This window comes from Sunxiuqinia rutila (assembly GCF_050589705.1).
Lineage (GTDB): Bacteria > Bacteroidota > Bacteroidia > Bacteroidales > Prolixibacteraceae > Sunxiuqinia > Sunxiuqinia rutila.
Map to the genome: position 1 here is coordinate 1 of NZ_JBNGOT010000018.1, position 15,467 is coordinate 15,467.

Annotated in this window: 13 protein-coding genes; 11 read left to right on the plus strand and 2 right to left on the minus strand. The window is 38.0% G+C overall.

The annotated features are described in order from the left end of the window. The first annotated feature begins 98 nt into the window (after positions 1 to 98). From ACRD6K_RS17555 to ACRD6K_RS17605, 11 genes are all read left to right on the plus strand, one after another. Complete coding sequence (locus tag ACRD6K_RS17555) at positions 99 to 1,532, plus strand: redoxin family protein (RefSeq protein WP_430974335.1); 1,434 nt, start codon at positions 99 to 101, stop codon at positions 1,530 to 1,532. A gap of 171 nt (positions 1,533 to 1,703) precedes the next feature. Then, positions 1,704 to 3,308: a MutS-related protein gene (locus tag ACRD6K_RS17560; RefSeq protein WP_430974336.1), complete on the plus strand. Its 1,605-nt coding sequence runs from the start codon at positions 1,704 to 1,706 to the stop codon at positions 3,306 to 3,308. A gap of 162 nt (positions 3,309 to 3,470) precedes the next feature. Beyond that, a complete protein-coding gene (locus tag ACRD6K_RS17565; protein WP_430974337.1) occupies positions 3,471 to 3,881 on the plus strand; it encodes a hypothetical protein in 411 nt (136 codons plus the stop codon). Positions 3,882 to 4,304: 423 nt separating this feature from the next. Further along, positions 4,305 to 5,651, plus strand: a complete 1,347-nt coding sequence (locus tag ACRD6K_RS17570; RefSeq protein ID WP_430974339.1) for an AAA family ATPase — start codon at positions 4,305 to 4,307, stop codon at positions 5,649 to 5,651. Position 5,652: 1 nt separating this feature from the next. After that, a complete protein-coding gene (locus ACRD6K_RS17575; RefSeq protein ID WP_430974340.1) occupies positions 5,653 to 6,525 on the plus strand; it encodes a DUF4435 domain-containing protein in 873 nt (290 codons plus the stop codon). A gap of 173 nt (positions 6,526 to 6,698) precedes the next feature. Further along, positions 6,699 to 7,553, plus strand: a complete 855-nt coding sequence (locus ACRD6K_RS17580; RefSeq protein WP_133466396.1) for a hypothetical protein — start codon at positions 6,699 to 6,701, stop codon at positions 7,551 to 7,553. A gap of 235 nt (positions 7,554 to 7,788) precedes the next feature. Beyond that, positions 7,789 to 9,069 (plus strand): ApeA N-terminal domain 1-containing protein, encoded by a 1,281-nt coding sequence (locus ACRD6K_RS17585; protein ID WP_430974341.1) that lies wholly within the window; start codon positions 7,789 to 7,791, stop codon positions 9,067 to 9,069. Positions 9,070 to 9,228: 159 nt separating this feature from the next. Continuing rightward, the gene (locus ACRD6K_RS17590) at positions 9,229 to 9,795 is read left to right on the plus strand and encodes a YdeI/OmpD-associated family protein (RefSeq protein ID WP_430974343.1); all 567 of its coding nucleotides are present in this window, start codon (positions 9,229 to 9,231) and stop codon (positions 9,793 to 9,795) included. Positions 9,796 to 9,842: 47 nt separating this feature from the next. After that, positions 9,843 to 10,022 (plus strand): hypothetical protein, encoded by a 180-nt coding sequence (locus tag ACRD6K_RS17595; RefSeq protein ID WP_299582840.1) that lies wholly within the window; start codon positions 9,843 to 9,845, stop codon positions 10,020 to 10,022. Positions 10,023 to 10,158: 136 nt separating this feature from the next. Continuing rightward, positions 10,159 to 11,109, plus strand: a complete 951-nt coding sequence (locus tag ACRD6K_RS17600) for a TRM11 family SAM-dependent methyltransferase (protein WP_430974344.1) — start codon at positions 10,159 to 10,161, stop codon at positions 11,107 to 11,109. A gap of 224 nt (positions 11,110 to 11,333) precedes the next feature. After that, positions 11,334 to 11,969 (plus strand): NUDIX hydrolase, encoded by a 636-nt coding sequence (locus tag ACRD6K_RS17605; protein WP_430974345.1) that lies wholly within the window; start codon positions 11,334 to 11,336, stop codon positions 11,967 to 11,969. On the opposite strand, the gene ACRD6K_RS17610 is transcribed toward ACRD6K_RS17605, so the two are convergent. Both ACRD6K_RS17610 and ACRD6K_RS17615 read right to left on the minus strand, forming a co-directional pair. Continuing rightward, a complete protein-coding gene (locus ACRD6K_RS17610) occupies positions 11,956 to 13,389 on the minus strand; it encodes an MltF family protein (RefSeq protein ID WP_430974346.1) in 1,434 nt (477 codons plus the stop codon). The genes ACRD6K_RS17605 and ACRD6K_RS17610 overlap by 14 nt on opposite strands. A gap of 19 nt (positions 13,390 to 13,408) precedes the next feature. After that, positions 13,409 to 15,382: a putative porin gene (locus ACRD6K_RS17615; protein WP_299582828.1), complete on the minus strand. Its 1,974-nt coding sequence runs from the start codon at positions 15,380 to 15,382 to the stop codon at positions 13,409 to 13,411. Positions 15,383 to 15,467: the final 85 nt, after the last annotated feature.

A 15,467-nucleotide genomic window follows, 5' to 3' on the forward strand; every position in this document is an offset into this window, starting at 1 on the left:
TTCTCGCAACATCGTTCCGTCCTGCCGGACAGGAACGAGCTCCGAAATCCGCAACGACAACTTACAAGTGACCGTTACCACCCATTAAAAATGAAAAAATGAAAAAAATCCAGATTTTAGTACTACTTGTAATAACATTAACTGCTTGTAATACAAAGAAAGAGAATGTGATTATTAAAGGAACAGTGATAAATAAAGAAGATATTGAGCTTTTATATTCGGCAACCTTTAATGAGACTTTTAACAATTGGTTTAAAGATTCCGTAACAATTGATTCTTCTGGCCAATTCATTATCTCGCTTAAAATTAATAAACCACAAATGGTTAGCCTATTGAGTGAATCAAATTATAAGTTATTGATTATAGAACCTGGTAATGATTATGAAATCGAAATTGGAAATAAAAAAGAGCCCATAAAATTAATTCATAAAACTGAAGCACAGCTTTATTACGAAAAATTACCTCAAACGCATCCCAATGCTGGGGTAGGATTTTTCCCGAATAATCTCACAAATTATGATAGTATCTACAATAAATTAATAGAACTCCGGGACAAAGAACTCATTCATTTAAAGGAAAGAAATGTTTCAATGGATGTGTACAATTTAATCCGTGCTGATAGACATGTATACTATAATATTGCAATATCTTCCCTTGCTTCAAGAATAAATATTACTTCCTTCAGAAATAATGAAACAACTCCAAAGGAGGTTATGTTAATGTGGGGAAATGCTGTGGCCGATACATTACTGACTAACCCACTAAATAAACAAGCCAATTATTTTTATGAATTATTGGATATGGCATTTTGGTATAATTTATATACAAAACTTGACTATGACTCAATAAGTGTAATCAGAAAAGAAAAAAGAGAACAAGGACTTATTCATTCATATAATATTGAACTTGCGGAAAGACTTTTACCAAAGGAGATATTGGAGTATTATTCTGCGACATATATTCAATCACAAGCAGCACAAAAGATATTTGAGAAAGAACTTATAAACTTATCTGAGCAATTTAAAACTGATTTTCCAAACAGTAAATACATAAGTTACATTCGTCCAAGCATTGATAAAATTGCAAATTTTTATTTAAAAGTTGCAGCTGCTTCTAAAGAAGAATACAAATTTGTTGATAATTACAAAAACCTAAATTCTCTATCAGACTGTTTTATGCAGTTAAAAGGAAAGAAAATTTATGTAGACATTTGGTCAACATCTTGTGCACCTTGTAAAGAAGAATTTGAATACAATGAAAAATTAAAAGAAACATTAAATAATAAAGGAGTTGATATATTATATATTTCCTTGGATGGTGACCAAAATCAGGATAGATGGAAAGATATGATAAAATATTATAACCTAAGAGGAAATCATATTCGTGCAAATCAGAAACTAAAAACTGACTTGAGGGAGAAGTTAGGGAGTTTTGGAATTCCACGCTATTTAATCATTGATGAGCAAGGTAATATTATTAATAGAGATGCTCCACGCCCCTCTAACCTGAAAAAATTAGAGAAGCAGTTATAAATGAAAAACGGGTGGTAACAAAGTGCCTTATTTTATGGTGGGGTTTGTGCAAAATTTAGGGCATCTGCTCCGCAATCAAGTCAGCATCGGCCGACAGTGACGCGCTCCGCAAATCCACCACGAAAACAAGCACGTGACCGTTAGCCACAATATTAAAAAAACCTGAATCGAATGATATTTAAACTTAAAAAAAAGAAAATTCAAGAGTTAATTGAATCTTTTGGAAAAATAAAAGATGACTCATTCAATTTCAATTTGATTGAGAAGTATTTTAAAGCAAAAGACAATTCTGATTCATTTCAAACTCTATCTGACAGGACATGTAATGACTTGGATTTTCATGAATTATTTATGTTTCTTGACAGGACTGCTTCAAAGGTTGGGCAACAATATTTATTTCAAAGACTTAGGACAATCCCAAAATCAACAGAAAACGTAAATGAGAAATTAGTAGAACTTCTATCAAACTCGCCTGAATTAAGAACGTCAATACAACTAAAATTAGGACGACTTACAAATGATGACGCCTTTTTTATAACTACCCTTTTTCAGGATGAACACATGAAAAAACCAAAATGGTTCTTTATTACAAAATTGCTTTCATTCACAAGTTTACTCTCAATTATTCTAATTCCATTTAATCCGCAAATGGTATTTGTTCTGTCGGGAGTTTTTGTAGTTAATCTTGTAATTCATTTTTGGAATAAACGAAATTTATATCAGTACCTGGATTCAATTCCTCAATTACTCCGACTGATAAAAGTTGCACGCGAATTATTTTTTATCGAATCACTGAAAGTTCTGAATCCAAATCTTCCAAAATCGCTTGATATTACAATAAGCATTAAAAACAGGATGTCATTTTTCAGAATGGAATCAAAAATGGAGAATGACATTTCAGCTTTCTTTTGGGGATTTCTCGAACTCTTTAAAATCGCCTTTTTACTTGAGCCATTATTTCTTTTTGGAGTATTAAAACGTCTCGATTCCAAAAGAAAAGAAATTGAAGATATTTTCCGCTTTGTGGGCGAAATAGATTTTTTGATTTCAATAGCTTCACTAAGAAACGGTTTATCAACTTATTGCCAGCCAACAATTATTAATGAGTATAAAAAACTAATTGCACAAGACATTTATCATCCGCTTATATACGACTGCATTGAAAATAACCTAAAAGTCAACAAAAAATCCATCCTTTTGACAGGTTCAAATATGTCAGGAAAAACTTCATTTATTAGGACAATTGGTGTTAACACTATCACAGGATTAACATTAAATACCTGCTTTGCTAAAAGCTTTTCAATGCCAAAAATGAGGTTATTTTCTGCAATCAGAATCAGTGATGATTTAATGAATGACAAAAGTTATTATTTCGAGGAAGTTCTGACCATAAAAGAAATGATTGATAAAAGTGAAGATGATAAACCGAACTTATTTCTACTTGACGAAATTTTTAAGGGGACTAACACAATTGAAAGAATTTCGGCAGGAAAAGCGGTCCTTTCATCATTGACAAAAAATGAAAATATCGTTTTTGTCTCGACACACGACATTGAATTAGCGGAATTATTAAAATACGAATTCGACTTGTATCACTTCAGTGAAAAAGTGGATAATAATACGGTTGATTTCGACTATAAACTGAAGACTGGAAAACTAAAAACGAGGAATGCTATTCGAATACTCCAAATCAATAATTATCCTGATTTGATTGTAAACGAAGCAATTGAAATATCTAAAGAATTTGATAAAAATACTGTGGCTAACAAATTGTAAATTGCATTGCGGGGTCAGTGCGGTGCGTTGTCTCCGCTCCTTTCTTGACCGTCTTTGTCCTGCGGACACTGACGCTCTTCGAAATCCGCAACGACAACTTACAAGTGACCGTTACCGCCAATTGTAAAAAAAGACAAAGCAATTTAAAATGAGACTACTAAAATGACAATTGACCAGATACTTTTAATACTTGCATTAATTATAATTTTTGGACTGATTTTCGGTAGCGTATATTTTCTTCCAATATTAATGACAAAGTTGAGAAGCCATCAATATGGACTAAAGCTTGATTTTCGACAAAGCAAGATTCTCGCAAAAAATTATTGTGCACACAAAGACTTTTTAATTGGGACAAGAGAAATTTGGGAAATTTATCCAGTACAACTTGAGAGATTAGTGAGTTATTTTAATGCTGGAGGGAATATGAATAATTTAAAGATTGGAATTTCGGAAATGTTACTTAAAGAAAAAGAACCAGATATAACTATGTTGACTGCTTTAAGTTTGGCAAAACAAGACTTGAAAGTAGCAGTTGAGAAAGCAGAAAAGAACAATTGGAAATTTACATTTTAATATGAGCGTTTGGTCTATAATAATTGGAGTAGGATTTTTAGGTGCAGGTTTATACTCACTATTCAGAGTAATAACAAAAAAAGCATCTGAAAAAGACAGACTGGTTTTTTATAATCAAATTTTTCCATTCGAGCTTTTGTTTGGTAAAAAGCATGCTTACAATTCATTGGTGATTTTTACTTCAATAATTGAGATTGGCGCTGGACTTGCATTCTTGACTGGATTAATTTCATGGTAGTAATGACAAAATGGAAAATAAACAACAGGCGGTAACAAAGTACATATTGCAGGGCGGGGCTTGGTGGTACGCCAACTGCGGATTCTCGTTTCGCAGTTCCGTGTCCTTCGGACAGGAACGCTCTCCGAAATCCGCCCCGACAACATGTACCAACCGTTACCGCCAATTAATAAAAAGACTAAATAATGAAACTAAACAAATTCATTGGAACGAATATTCATGGTTATTTAAACTATGAAATTGATTTTAGAGAAGACATAACCTTTCTAATTGGTATAAATGGAACCGGAAAGACAAGTGTACTTAAACTTATTTTAGGGTTGATTTCTCCATCATATAACTATTTGAATCAAATTGAATTTGATGAAGTAGTTCTGGAGAGTACTGATTCAGTTCCAATTAAGTTAAGTGCAATTAAAGATTCAAATACAATAAAAATTCTGTTGTCGATTAATGGAGAGGATACAGATGGTATATTAACCAAATACAATATCAATATGCCAGATAGTAGCTTGAGTAGAGATGAGCACAGAGAGAAGCTAAATACTTACAAACAGTTATTTGAAGAAGAAGAAGTCTATGATAAGATTAAGAAATTAGCAACGCCTCTATTTCTTGGAATCGATAGACGTGTGTATGAAGGGCATAATATCGATAGGAATAGGAACTCTTTCATGTTGAGAAAGAAGATGAGTCAGTTCGCACTAAATGACCCATTAAATGTAAGTTTGATGGATGTACAAGGGCTTCTTTATGATTACTATAGAATTATTGCAGGAAAACAACCGACTATAAATGAAAAATTTAAAAATAAGATACTTGCACAAACATTTGAATTTATTGAGAATCAAGATGTCAAGCTACTAAATGACTTTAAAGAATTAAAAAAGAAAAGACAGGATACTTTAACAGCGATTGAAAACTTAAACGTTGGAGACTTTGAAGAGAAAATAAAATTATTCTTTGATAAAATGGAGAATGTCTTAAGAGAAATTCAAGATGTAGAAAAGCAAGATAAGAGTAAAGCAGTTGTAGAAGAAAGAATAGAGGTATTTCAAAAATGGTTTACAAATCAGCCTCAGCTTAAGCGTATTAATGAAATAATAATGTTTAGCCAGAGTTATCAAAATGAAATTGATGCCTTATTTGAGCCTGTTAATAAATTGAAATCATTGATAAATCATTTCTTCCTAGAAAGTAAGAAAAACATAGATATAGATGAACGAGGGGATATTAGTATAGTTTTTAAAAATGGTAACACTGTTGAACCATATCAATTATCATCAGGTGAAAAACAAATTATATCAATGCTAGCTCATTTAGTATTTTTTCAATTAAGATATGAAAAAGACGGAGGTATTTTTATCATTGATGAACCTGAACTATCACTTCACCTTGCCTGGCAAGAAATTTTTGTAAAAAGTTTGATGAAAGCCAGCCCTGAGACACAATTCATATTAGCAACTCATTCACCTGCAATCATTTCTGAGTTTGGAGGTAGTTATTGTGAAGACCTATTAAAATTGAATTAGAATGTTGAAATATAATTATAACACACTCAGTGTTCTAAGTAATTTTTTTAAATATCGTAATGATATTGATATTTTTACAGAAGATAAAATTGAGGATAAGGAATTCTATAAGCTGTTGTTCAATAGACTTGTTGGTGAAGAAATAAAAATAAATGACATTACTCCTTTGGGATGTAAAACCAATGTGCTGAGGAAATATGATGAATTAAAAAATGAAAATTCAAGAAGACGACTATTTATAGTAGATGGAGACTTAGAGTTAATCAATGGCGAAAATAGAAGTAATGACGAATCTCTTTTTGTTCTAAACGGGTATTGTATTGAAAATTTTATTATTTGTGAACAGGCAGCAATTGAGCTACTTTATCTAAGTAATTCGGAGGATAAGGAAGTTCTTAGAAGTCGCCTGTCCTTTTCAAATTGGTTAAAGTCACTTGAGCCTGCTCTAATTGATTTGTTTTTGCACCTTGCATTACTTCGAGTACTTGGAGGCGGTCCGAAACTTAAAAAAGCTTCGGATTTTTTAGTGCAGAAAAAAGGTAAACCAACGTTTGATTTAATAAAGCTTCAACATTACAGAGATACAATTATTGTTGATATTATTCTAATAATTAGAAATGCAGGTGAGGCTGACCCACTTTCAATTTATATTTCAGAATTGAATCGCCTAAGAGCAATTTGGACTAACAATACAACTACGTTGTTGCAAATTGTCTCAGGAAAGAATTATCTATTGCCTTTATTAAACTTTCATATAAAAGCTTGTATTAATAAAGGTAGTAGCTTATTTGATACAAAATCATTCAAAATGGTACTAGCTAGGTTTTGCAACTTAAATAGATTAGATGATTTACGTGCTGCAATATTAAAATAAGAGGCGGTAACACGTGCTCATAAATAATTGCCGTTTAGTAGGTTATTCAAGGTTTGTAGCCCACTTTAAGTTTAGTGTATCTTGACAGGGTCGTAACCTGCAATCGGCAACTATTCATAGCACCATACGTTACCAGCAAGGCAACAAGAGCATAATTTAGAAACATATATTTAATGGCAAAACTTAAACAAACGGATAAATTATTATTGGAAAGTCAATTTGAAATGAGTAATGGTTATGTGTTGGACTTTTCAAATCCTTCTTTTCAGCAATTTATATTTGATACATGCAAAATTGACATTTACAATTCAAAATATTCTACATATGGTGACTCAAAAGCTAAACGGTTAAGAGTTTTTTGGCAATTAGAAACTGACATGATAGTTGGCAAACTAACAAATGAAATGCTTGCATATTGGAGAGCGAAAAAGAAATTAAAAAATGAAGAGTTAACAAGAGAAGAAGCTTTATTATTCAATGATTGCCTAGCCATTGCCAATAAATTAAGAGGTGTATCTAGAACTAAGAAGAAATCTTCAGAATCATCAAAAGAAGATTTTCTCAGAAAGGAATTTAAAAGTCTGGAAATTGATAAACTAGGAATTGACAGTAATGTTATTGCAATTATCAAATCTAGGCTTGAAGAAATTAGAATAAGTTTAGAAAATAATTTATCTCTTTCCGCAGTGATTATGTGTGGGAGTGTTCTGGAAGGTATTTTATTAGGAACGGCTACATCAAAAATGAAAGAGTTTAATCAGTCAACGTCAAGTCCAATAAATAAGGAAACAGGTAAAGTAAAGCCATTTCATGAATGGTCTTTAAGTAACTTTATTGATGTATCATATAACCTTGGTTTAATAGGATTAGATGTTAAGAAATATAGCCATTCTTTGCGTGATTTTCGAAATTATATCCATCCTTACCAGCAGATGAGTAGTCAATTTTCTCCAGATATAAATACAGCAAAAATATCTTGGCAAGTATTACAAGCTGCAATAGATGATTTGATAAATAATCAAAAATAAAAATGCCCAGCTGGTAACAAAAGCTATATGTAATGCGGGGTACAGAGGGTAATTTAACCGCAGTTCTTCGCTGTAACAACGCCAATTCGTCTTTGACGATTTGGCTATAAGAACAAAAATATGAATAAACGAATTGGCTCAGTGGCAGCCTGACAATGAAGCGTTTCAAAGTCCCGCACTCCACATAGCCAAACCGTTATGCACAAGCATAAATGAAGAACCTAATAAATAAGTTATGATTGAAAACGAAGAACATAAAGGTTTTTGGTTTTTGCCTGAGAACATCGAAAATAAAGTTCCAGGAATTTTATATTTCGAAAAAAATAAGGAAATAAGATTAGAACTTATTGGTGGTTTTGAAACTAATGTTAAAGATGTACTTTTAAACATACTCGACAATAAAACAGTAGAAATAATACATGGAGTAAATAATAAAAATGAAAAAATAAGTTTACTTTTTTGCAATGGTCGGAGAAGTGTAAATTTTCCAAGTCCTTTTCAGACAACCAATTATTTCTGTCAATATTTTATAAAGGGTAAACATTTATTGGACATTCATGAATTGACTTTTAATAGGATTCAAGCAGACTTAAGCAATTTATATGATTGGTTACCTTCTGGAATGCTAAAAAATACAATTAGCCTTACCGAGGATAATAAACTATCTCAAACTACTGTCTCGTTGGACAAAAATGATTCATGGGAAAAGGACTTCGAAATTGGTTCTGATTATGAATTAAAAATATTTGGTTTTGGGAATTTTTCCGATAGTGGTGACAACTCAGAATACCACTTCTATCAAAATACTATTGTTGAAATTACTCACAAGACTTCAAGAAAATCATTCGCTGATTTATTAAATAAATTAGGACTATTTAGACAATTTTTATCTCTCGCAACACTTTCTTCAATTAACTACCGAGAATTAACTCTTTTCGATAATTCTGACTTCTATGAATATAAAAATGGTGATACAGAAACAAATCGTGTTTCTTTGTATTTCATTGAAGATAAGGAAATAACATCAAAAAATAAATCCTATCATTTTCTGTTTAGTTTTCAAGATATTGAACCTGTTTTTCCAAACATTATTAAAAAGTGGTACACTTCTAAAAAAAGCCTCGCACCAATTAGAACTCACTTAATTTCAAGCATAAAACCAAAAGTTAAATTTACCAGCCTTGATTTTTTAATAATCGTACAGTCCCTTGAAGGATATCACCGTAGATTTATTGACTGCAAGGATAAGACATTAAAAACCAGATTAGACGAACTAATCAAACTTTTTAATGGAGTAAACAAAATAAAAAACAAACCAATCAACTTAACACATGTAGTAAACTCTCGAAATTATTACTCACACTTTTTTGATAAAAACAAAAACGTTCTTGACGGGAAAGAATTATACTTTTTGACAAAACAACTACGAAATCTACTCATTTGTTGCGTGTTAAATCTAATTGGATTTGATGACAATTTGATAAATAGACTTTTAAACAAAAACGAAAAATTATAAAAAAGAAAATGCCAGTGCATAACACAGTACATATTGCAGGGCGGGGTTCGGTGGTACGCCAACTGCGGATTCTCGTTTCGCAGTTCCTTGTCCTTCGGCCAGGAACGCGCTCCGAAATCCGCCACTACGCATACACTCAACGTTAACCACCAATAAGCAATGCGTACACTGCCAACGAAATATTTTACGGACAGAAAGGATTGGCGGAAATGGCTGGAAGCCCATTTTGAGACGGAAGACGAAATTTGGTTGGAATATCCCTTAAAGAAGACGGGCCGAAAACGAATTTTGTACAATGACGCGGTGGAAGAAGCCTTGTGTTTTGGGTGGATTGACAGTACGGTTAAATCGCTGAACGAAGAGACTACGATTCAACGGTTTTGTAAGCGACGAAAGAACTCGTCGATTTCGCAACCCAACATGGAGCGCTTAAATTGGCTCTTTGAAAACAGGTTGATTCACGACTCTATTCGGCATGAGGTTTTAAAAATAATTCAACAGGAATTCGTGTTTCCCGAAGACATCCTCGCTCAGTTAAAAGCCGAGCCGCTGGTTTGGGAAAATTATCAAAACTTTTCGGAACCCTATAAGCGAATTCGAGTGGCGTATATCAACAGTGCCCGGAAAAGGCCCGAAGAATTTGAAAAGCGCCTGAACAACTTTATCGCCAAAACAAAAGAAAATAAGCAGATTAAAGGCTTTGGCGGAATTGAGAAATACTATTGAAAAATAAATGATTTGCTTTTTTTTGAAACGCGTTAAAATTTAAAACCATGGATTACACTTGGATTGGTATCTTTGTCGTTTATATTGTGCTGACTCATTTAATTGCAAAATACATTGGTGCAAAGCGAAAAATAGGCTATGGAAAATCCGTTTTTTGGTCATTGGTGCTCACTCCAATCCTGGGGCTGCCAATAGCCTTGATGAGTAAGCCCATTGATGCACCATAAACGGTACGAAACAAGCTGATGGGCGGCAGGCCTCCTGGTTTAACCCGTCAAGCCTTTCGGTCGCAGAGAAGTGTCCGATCGTTTGATGAGCATCGTGCTGCAACTAAAAATTTAGCGCAACAAGTCGACATTACTTATGCCCAATCAGAATTACATTTATTCGTTTAAATACGACATTCATAACAGTGAATTATGCAAGTTGGAATCCCGGCAGCTATTCAATCGGGAAGAAAACAATAATTGGCTGTTTTCGAGTGTTGAGGTTGATCCGTCGATCAGCCCATTCATTAAAAGCCGGCTGGAGATTATTTCCTCGTCCGAAGACTATTCCGTCCTGTTGAAAAACATCGAGAACGAAAATATTCAATGCGATGGGTTTAAGGCGGAGTACCTGATTCTGAATGGTGATTTGACCCAATATACCGAACGGCTTGAAAAATTGCGGGATGTTGGCTTGCGGATTGAAGGGGACCCCGATTACGTGACACCCTCGGTCATTTACGCGATCGGCTATTGTGAAAACACCTGGTACTTCGGGGTGTTGCTCAAACACAATTCGGACTGGTTTAAACACAAAAATAAACCGTGTTCGTTTAGCAGTGCGATCAATATGGACATTGCTAAAACGCTGGTCAGTATTGCTTCGAAGGGCGATCGGAGCAATCGCTTGTTGGATGCTTGTTGTGGCGTTGGTACGGTCATGTTGGAGGCCTGCATTTCAGGGTTCCAGATAGAAGGATGTGACATTAACTGGAAAGCGTGTAAAAGCACAAGGGAAAACCTGGCGCACTATAATTATACGGCGAAGGTGTACCGCTCAGACATTCAGGAGCTGGATAAGCCGTACGACACGGCAATCGTTGACCTTCCCTACAATTTGTACTCCTTTTCGAATGACGAAATCACCCTGAATATTCTGGAATCAGCCGCTAAATTAACCTCCCGGGTCGTAATTGTATCCACTTCGGATATTCAACCATTAATCCGGAAATCGGGACTGACAGTTTCAGATGGCTGCTCGGTTGGGAAAAAAGGGAAGAAGTTTGCACGGACAATCTGGGTTTGCGAGAAAATTAGTGCCAACTGAAACAAAAGCGAAAGAACCGCTATCGTAGCCCAAGGAGGGCGTGCACCTTGAAAAGCAGGAAAGGGAAAACGCCTTTGCGCCGGATGAGGATGCGCCCGGGGAGAGCCTTGAATGCTCAATTCCTTATTCTTGGCTTCAGCAGCCTTGTTTTTCTTGTGTTAACTTCCTGCAAAATGCTGTTGCTTAGGTGTCGGTTTTGGCGCTAACTTTCTTATCTTGTAGTCATGGATTTCAGTTTTGTACAATACATACAGCAGTTGCTTCAGCGCGATTTGCCGGGCGAGCAGGCACATCGGAAGCTGCTTCCGCCGGGCCGTAAACTGCGGGCTGGTTTTAAGGAGGTGCCGGAGGTGAAGTACAGCAGTGTATTGCTTTTGTTGTTTCCGCACGAAGGGCGTATTTACACCTGTTTAACCCGTCGCAATTCGAACATGAAAGATCATCCGGGGCAGGTCAGTTTCCCGGGGGGCAAAATTGAGGAAGGCGAAAGTCCGGAGCTGACGGCCATGCGCGAGGCGCAGGAAGAAGTGGGCGTTTCGCCGCTGGATGTGCGTTTGCTGGGCCGCTTGTCGGAGTTGTTTGTGCCGGTAAGCGGGTTTACCATTTTTCCGTATGTGGGCTGGCTCGACTACAAGCCCGATTTTGTGCTGAACCATGACGAAGCTGAAAAACTGATTTTACTGCCCATTCAGGATTTTGTGCAGGAAGAGCGGGTTGAGCATACCGAGCTGGACACCTTGCGTGGACGGCTTACGGTGCCATGCTACCCTTACGAAGGCGAAATTATTTGGGGGGCCACCGCCATGATTTTAGCCGAATTTTTTGAACTGCTTCGCGAAGGAAGCCTTACTCTGCAATGATGTTTCGGTAATCGCGGTAAGTTTCCAACACACGGTTCACATAGTTGTAGGGTTCTTCGCCCCGGCAATAGCCCCAGCGCACCACCGGATCCTTAAAAAATTTCGAGGCCGACTTATTCAGCAGGTAGTAGTCTACATTATCGTCCCAAATCTCCGGATCTTTATTGTATTTCTTGGCCAGCCGCTGGGCATCTTTCACGTGTCCCAAGCCGACATTGTAAGCAGCCAGCACAAACTTCACACGTTCGGTGGAGTCGGGCACTTCCGGCTTGAGGTTTTTATCGAGCCATTGTAAAATGCGCACGCCCACCCGGATGTTTTGCTCGGGTTCTTCAAATTCGTTCATGCGCACCAGGTCGGCCGATTCGGGCATGATTTGCATCAGTCCGTAAGCGCCGGCCCACGATTCGGCTTCGGGGTCAAACCGCGATTCGCGGTAGATGATGGCCGCCAGAAAACGCCAATCGAGCCCGGCTTGCTCGGCGCTGGCCTTAATCAGGTCGTCGAAAGGCGAAATGTTGCCTCCGCCAATGGAGTGGTAACTGCTGTTGACCATGCTGCTGGAGCGGCTGTTTTCAAAATACTTGTTGTAAAGTACGGCGTAGAGAGTCGTTTTCCGAAAGTGGCGAATCCAGTTGTTCAGGTAGTTCAGCCATTCTTCGGAGCCATTGCGGACGGCCCAGGCAATGTTTTGCGGAAAGCTGACCGGGGTGTCAATGTCAAGGTTCGGGTAAAAAGTCTGGTTGACTTTGGCCACATTTTCATCGCACACGGTGTAGTCAATTTCTCCGTTGGCAACCATCGAAACCAGTTGCTCCACTCCGTACACCGAGTCCTGAACAATGTTGATCTCTTCCCCAATCTCATCCGACAGGTTCACCAGGCGACGGTAGTAGGTGGTGTTTTTCTGAACGTAGATGGTTTTGCCGGCCAGGTCAAGCTGGTTACGAATCATGGAGTCTTCCAGGGCGTACTTAGGCAGGCTGCGCCAGTTGTCGGGTTTGCGCTGCACCAGCACTTGCCGGGTTTGCTCCAGCGGTAGGGTGAAGGAAATGGTTTCGTCCCGTTTTTTGGTGATGGTGAGGTTTTTGGCAACCAGATCGTATTGGCCGCTGTTCAGCCCGTCAAAGGTTTCTTCCAGGTTGTTACTGACTGAAATGTTCAGCTCCACATCCATGTCTTTGGCCAGCTGTTTCAGCAATTCATACTTAAAGCCCATGGGTTTTCCCCGGTAAATAAAGTAGTTGGTCGAGTTGTAATCCACCACGGCTTTCAGTTGTCCGGATTTCATAATCCGGGTCAGGTCATTTTTTCGTTGTTGGTCGTCTTGCAGGTCGGAATCTTTCTTGCTTTTGCAGGAAAAAAGAAGAGCAACGAGCAGAAACGAAACAAATTGAATGTATGTATGGGTTTTACTCATGCATTTGGTAAACTGCTGACTAATCGTAGAACGTCCAGGCTACTCCCAGCCTGAAAGTCCGTCGATAAAGTGGATGCTTCGGTGCCGCCCAAAAACCGCCATCTAAAAGCCCGGATGCGGCATTCAGCCATTGAAAAAAGACCCGGGTTCGTTTTAGTTTCAGGTTGACGTGTGCATCAACGAAGGGGAAGTTACCAATTTTATCTTGATTTTGCCAATAGAAACGTCCTGTTGCAGGATCATAGGCATCAGCATAGAACTCTGTATTGTAGCGCACATCGGCACCAATTTGAGTGTATAGGACTTTGGAAATAATGGTTTTGTAATTCAGACTGAAGTAACCACTGAAGTCCGGCAAATGAAGGTAACTTTCCTGGTTGCCTTTTTGCCACAGCAGTTGTCCGCGCAACAGCCAATGTTTGGATTCGATGGTTTTATTCAGGTAAGCCGATACAACGAGTAACTCCGATCCGCCTTGTGTGGGCAGGGCTTCGGCATTGTTGTAAATGTAGTTGCCAATCAAGGCATAATTGGCTCCCAGGGTCAGCTTGTATCTTTGCGAATTGATCTCTGCATTCAGGATCATTTCATTGATGTTGTCAAAGCGGTTGTTCCAGGCATAGTGGTTCGAGCTGAAGCGCTGTTCGAAATAATCGGGAACAATCGTGTTTAGTTCGCCCGACAAACGCAGGCTGGTCGTGTCTTTCCCAATGCGCATGGGTTTGTAAATAAAGGCGTTCAATTCGGTTTGCCCCGAGCGGTAACCCGTCAGGTAGAATTTCCCCTGCGCGCCCCACTTCCAGAACGTACCTTCATCGCGCGAGATGCCGCCACCTACAAAGGTGTTGCTGTGCTTGTACAGTTGCTGAATGGTGTCCACCGGCATTTTAATCCGGATGAGGTCGTGCCCGATATAGGCCCGTTTGGTGAAGGTGTACTTCCGGTCGGGGGCCTCGTAAAATTTTAGTTGAAAGGTATTGGTCAACCGGTTGTAGCGAATGGTGTCGCCGGTTCGTGTGGAATCGATGTAGGTATACCGGTAGAAATTCCGGTTCGAGTCTTCATCCTCGTCGTTGTAGGTTTTTTGGTTGCCTGAATATTCCACCTGGTAAAAGAAACCGGTGCGTGGAATAAATTCATCCATAATATTGCCCAGTGAATCTTCCACCTCGACGGTTTTTCCCAGCCGGTATTCCGTGTTCCAGTAGAAGTTGTTGTTGCGCAGCGATGATTTGGCCTGATCCAGGTTGACAATGTAAATGTCGGTTTCTTCAAACTCGTTTAAGTCCACATCTTCTTCAGCCAACCCTCCGTTTTCCTGGTTTTTGATTCGGTTGAACAGCAGGTTGAAATGCGAAACCCATTGGTCGGATTCGTAGCTGGAGTAAAGTCCAACGGTGTGAAATTTATTTTCCTGGTATTCGTAATGGCCGGTTGACTTGGCCTGATCAAAAAAGAAGGCGAAATTGAAGTCTTCATTTACATTTTGCGAATGAAAGGCATTGAAGCGGGTTTCATTCTTAATGTTTTTGTTGCCACTTTGGCTGTAGTCCAGCAGGGTGTAGGGCGTGGTGGTATTGAAGTAACGGATGTCCGTCGGAAACTTGGCATACAGGTCAAAGTTCCGGTAGAAGTAGAAATCCGAATCGCCCTCGCGCTTGAAAAAGTTATTCGACAGGTACGCGCCGCCTAAGTTCCCGGTAAAGGTATTGCTGATGCTTTGCTGGTAAATGGGATTGTACAGGTGAAAGAAATTCAAGACCGTATCCACTTCGGCAGCTTCCAGTAAAGCGCCGTTGTTTTTCAGCTTCCAGCTATGAATGTAGGACGGAATTTTTTGGTCATGGTCGTGCTCATCAACATCCATACTATCCGCGGGCTGCTGACTGGTGTCCATGTTGTATCCTCCAAAGTTTTGGAGTTCTCTTTGAGCGAAAAGTACGTTTATCGCGCTCAGTAAAATGACTATGGTTAACTGTATCTTCTGAAACATGTAGCGGCAAAGATAATTAAAAGTCAATGTTTGATTGAATTTTGCACTTAAAAAAGTTTATGGCAGTTCATTGGCTCTTAAAAGT

What these genes read in the sequence shown, in the direction of transcription:
- ACRD6K_RS17615 (WP_299582828.1), bottom strand. Translation starts at nt 15,382, where the DNA reads ATGTTTCAGAAGATACAGTTAACCATAGTCATTTTACTGAGCGCGATA.
- ACRD6K_RS17585 (WP_430974341.1), top strand. Translation starts at nt 7,789, where the DNA reads ATGATTGAAAACGAAGAACATAAAGGTTTTTGGTTTTTGCCTGAGAAC.
- ACRD6K_RS17570 (WP_430974339.1), top strand. Translation starts at nt 4,305, where the DNA reads ATGAAACTAAACAAATTCATTGGAACGAATATTCATGGTTATTTAAAC.
- ACRD6K_RS17590 (WP_430974343.1), top strand. Translation starts at nt 9,229, where the DNA reads ATGCGTACACTGCCAACGAAATATTTTACGGACAGAAAGGATTGGCGG.
- ACRD6K_RS17560 (WP_430974336.1), top strand. Translation starts at nt 1,704, where the DNA reads ATGATATTTAAACTTAAAAAAAAGAAAATTCAAGAGTTAATTGAATCT.
- ACRD6K_RS17580 (WP_133466396.1), top strand. Translation starts at nt 6,699, where the DNA reads ATGGCAAAACTTAAACAAACGGATAAATTATTATTGGAAAGTCAATTT.
- ACRD6K_RS17605 (WP_430974345.1), top strand. Translation starts at nt 11,334, where the DNA reads ATGGATTTCAGTTTTGTACAATACATACAGCAGTTGCTTCAGCGCGAT.
- ACRD6K_RS17595 (WP_299582840.1), top strand. Translation starts at nt 9,843, where the DNA reads ATGGATTACACTTGGATTGGTATCTTTGTCGTTTATATTGTGCTGACT.
- ACRD6K_RS17575 (WP_430974340.1), top strand. Translation starts at nt 5,653, where the DNA reads ATGTTGAAATATAATTATAACACACTCAGTGTTCTAAGTAATTTTTTT.
- ACRD6K_RS17555 (WP_430974335.1), top strand. Translation starts at nt 99, where the DNA reads ATGAAAAAAATCCAGATTTTAGTACTACTTGTAATAACATTAACTGCT.
- ACRD6K_RS17610 (WP_430974346.1), bottom strand. Translation starts at nt 13,389, where the DNA reads ATGAGTAAAACCCATACATACATTCAATTTGTTTCGTTTCTGCTCGTT.
- ACRD6K_RS17565 (WP_430974337.1), top strand. Translation starts at nt 3,471, where the DNA reads ATGACAATTGACCAGATACTTTTAATACTTGCATTAATTATAATTTTT.
- ACRD6K_RS17600 (WP_430974344.1), top strand. Translation starts at nt 10,159, where the DNA reads ATGCCCAATCAGAATTACATTTATTCGTTTAAATACGACATTCATAAC.